This window comes from Streptomyces sp. NPDC056480 (assembly GCF_042795405.1).
Taxonomy (GTDB): Bacteria; Actinomycetota; Actinomycetes; order Streptomycetales; family Streptomycetaceae; genus Streptomyces.
Genome location: NZ_JBHTSA010000241.1, coordinates 1 through 3,574 on the forward strand (window position 1 = coordinate 1; position 3,574 = coordinate 3,574).

At 71.2% G+C, this 3,574-nt stretch carries 2 protein-coding genes; both read left to right on the forward strand.

Annotated features, from left to right (window positions below; genetic code table 11):
- The first annotated feature begins 297 nt into the window (after positions 1-297).
- Complete coding sequence (gene lpdA, locus ACFQ79_RS40515; protein ID WP_073919526.1) at positions 298-1,686, forward strand: dihydrolipoyl dehydrogenase; 1,389 nt, start codon at positions 298-300, stop codon at positions 1,684-1,686.
- A 62-nt stretch (positions 1,687-1,748) separates the two neighbouring features.
- The gene (gene sucB, locus ACFQ79_RS40520; protein WP_383593365.1) at positions 1,749-3,512 is read left to right on the forward strand and encodes a 2-oxoglutarate dehydrogenase, E2 component, dihydrolipoamide succinyltransferase; all 1,764 of its coding nucleotides are present in this window, start codon (positions 1,749-1,751) and stop codon (positions 3,510-3,512) included.
- Positions 3,513-3,574 lie beyond the last annotated feature (62 nt).

Here is a 3,574-nt window from a genome sequence, read left to right on the forward strand (position 1 = left end):
CCGGCGGGGGAGGTTTCCGCGGGGGTGTGCCGGCCCCGGCCCCGGGTTGCGTGCCCGGGGCCGTCGCCGTTCGCCCGCGACGAAATCCGTAGGTTCGTACGCTCTGGTCCGCCCGCCGTACGGACGATCGGCCGTCTCAGAGCACGGCCCCGCGTCCCGCCATCCGTCAACAAGTGCGAAGATGGGTTCTCGGCAGGACAGGGCCCCCACCACAGGGCCGAAAATAAGCGGCCGAACACCAGCCGCCGCCCGGTCATCGAGGACCGGCGACGAGCGCACATGCATGGAGGACGTGACGTGGCGAACGACGCCAGCACCGTTTTCGACCTAGTGATCCTCGGCGGCGGTAGCGGCGGTTACGCCGCGGCGCTGCGCGGAGCGCAGCTGGGCCTGGACGTCGCACTGATCGAGAAGAACAAGCTCGGCGGCACCTGCCTGCACAACGGCTGCATCCCGACGAAGGCCCTGCTCCACGCCGGCGAGGTCGCCGACCAGACCCGCGAGGCGGAGCAGTTCGGTGTCAAGGCCTCCTTCGAGGGCATCGACATCAAGGCCGTGCACAAGTACAAGGACGACGTGATCTCGGGCCTGTACAAGGGTCTGCAGGGTCTCGTCGCCTCCCGCAAGGTGACCTACATCGAGGGCACCGGCCACCTGTCCTCCCCGACCTCCGTCGACGTCGACGGTCGTCGCGTCGAGGGCCGTCACGTCCTCCTGGCCACCGGCTCCGTGCCGAAGTCCCTCCCCGGCCTGGAGATCGACGGCAACCGGATCATCTCCTCGGACCACGCGCTGACCCTGGACCGCGTCCCGGAGTCCGCGATCATCCTGGGCGGCGGCGTCATCGGCGTCGAGTTCGCCTCGGCGTGGAAGTCCTTCGGCACCGACGTCACGGTGATCGAGGGCCTGAAGCACCTGGTCCCGGTCGAGGACGAGAACAGCTCGAAGCTTCTTGAGCGCGCGTTCCGCAAGCGCGGCATCAAGTTCAACCTCGGCACCTTCTTCCAGTCCGCCGAGTACACCGACAACGGCGTCAAGGTCACCCTGGCCGACGGCAAGACCTTCGAGGCCGAGGTGCTGCTGGTCGCCATCGGCCGCGGCCCGGTCTCCGCCGGTCTCGGTTACGAGGAGCAGGGCGTCGCGATGGACCGCGGCTACGTCCTGGTCGACGAGTACATGCGTACCAACGTGCCGACGATCTCGGCCGTGGGCGACCTCGTCCCGACGCTCCAGCTCGCGCACGTCGGCTTCGCCGAGGGCATCCTCGTCGCGGAGCGCCTGGCCGGCCTGAAGGCCGTCCCGATCGACTACGACGGCGTGCCCCGGGTGACGTACTGCCACCCCGAGGTCGCCTCCGTCGGCATCACCGAGGCCAAGGCCAAGGAGATCTACGGCGCGGACAAGGTCGTCGCCCTCAAGTACAACCTGGCGGGCAACGGCAAGAGCAAGATCCTCAAGACCGCGGGCGAGATCAAGCTCGTCCAGGTCAAGGACGGTGCCGTGGTCGGCGTCCACATGGTCGGTGACCGCATGGGCGAGCAGGTCGGCGAAGCGCAGCTGATCTACAACTGGGAGGCGCTGCCGGCCGAGGTCGCGCAGCTCATCCACGCCCACCCGACGCAGAACGAGGCGCTCGGCGAGGCCCACCTGGCCCTGGCCGGCAAGCCTCTGCACTCCCACGACTGACGCTCACGTCATCACAGGGCGCGACGACCACTTCCCGCAATTCGTTAGGAGCAACTGAAACCATGTCGGTTTCCGTAACCCTGCCGGCGCTCGGCGAGAGCGTCACCGAGGGCACCGTCACCCGCTGGCTCAAGGCCGAGGGTGAGCGTGTCGAGGCCGACGAGCCGCTGCTCGAGGTCTCGACCGACAAGGTCGACACCGAGATCCCCGCCCCCGCCTCGGGCATCCTGGCCTCCATCAAGGTCGCCGAGGACGAGACGGTCGAGGTCGGCGCCGAGCTGGCCATCATCGACGACGGCACGGGCGCCCCGGCCGCCGCCCCGGCTCCGGCCGCCGAGCCCGCCCCGGCCGCCGAGCCCGTCGCGGCCCCGGCCGCCCCGGCGCCGGTCGCCGAGGCTCCGGCCGCTCCGGCCCCCGTGGCAGAGGCCCCCGCCGCCCCGGCCGGCGGTGCCACCGGCACCGACGTCGTGCTGCCCGCGCTCGGCGAGTCCGTCACCGAGGGCACCGTGACCCGCTGGCTGAAGTCGGTCGGCGAGACCGTCGAGGCCGACGAGCCGCTGCTCGAGGTCTCCACGGACAAGGTCGACACCGAGATCCCCGCCCCGGCCTCCGGCGTTCTCCTGGAGATCGTCGTCGCCGAGGACGAGACCGCCGAGGTCGGCGCCAAGCTCGCCGTCATCGGTGCCGCGGGTGCGGCTCCGGCCGCCGCCCCGGCCCCGGCCGCCCCGGCTCCCGCCGCCGCTCCGGCCCCGGCCGCTCCGGCCGCCCCGGCTCCGGCCCCCGCGCCGGTGGCTCCGGCCGCCCCGGCCGCCGCTCCGGCGCCGGTCGCCCAGGCCCCGTCGATCGCCCCCGCGGTCGTCACCCCGGTTCCGGCGGCCCCCGCGGCCGCTCCGGCCGAGGACGGCGCGTACGTGACCCCGCTGGTCCGCAAGCTCGCCACCGAGAACGGTGTCGACCTCGCGGCCGTCAAGGGTTCGGGCGTCGGTGGCCGGATCCGCAAGCAGGACGTCCTCGCGGCCGCCGAGGCCAAGAAGGCCGCCGCCGCCCCCGCCGCGGCCGCTCCGGCCGCCGCCGCCAAGGCTCCGGCCCTGGAGGTCTCCCCGCTGCGCGGTCAGACCGTCAAGATGACCCGCATGCGCAAGGTCATCGGCGACAACATGATGAAGGCGCTGCACGGCCAGGCCCAGCTGACCTCGGTCGTCGAGGTCGACATCACCAAGCTGATGAAGCTGCGCGGTCGCGCGAAGGACGCCTTCGCCGCCCGTGAGGGCGTCAAGCTCTCCCCGATGCCGTTCTTCGTGAAGGCGGCGGCCCAGGCGCTGAAGGCCCACCCGGTCATCAACGCCCGGATCAACGAGGACGAGGGCACGATCACCTACTTCGACACCGAGAACATCGGTATCGCGGTGGACTCCGAGAAGGGTCTGATGACCCCGGTCATCAAGGGTGCGGGCGACCTGAACATCGCCGGCATCTCGAAGAAGACCGCGGAGCTGGCCGGCGCCGTGCGCGCCAGCAAGATCACCCCGGACGACCTGGCCGGTGCGACCTTCACCATCTCCAACACCGGTTCGCGCGGCGCGCTCTTCGACACGATCATCGTGCCCCCGAACCAGGTCGCCATCCTGGGCATCGGCGCCACCGTGCGCCGTCCCGTCGTCATCAACCACCCGGACCTGGGTGAGACGATCGCGATCCGCGACATGACGTACGTCGCGCTGTCCTACGACCACCGTCTGGTGGACGGCGCCGACGCCGCCCGCTACCTGACCTCGGTCAAGGCGATCCTCGAGGCCGGCGAGTTCGAGGTCGACCTCGGTCTGTAGGCGGTACGCCGAAAGGCATACGCCGAGGCAACGTAACGAGCCTCACCTGCGGCGCCCCCGTC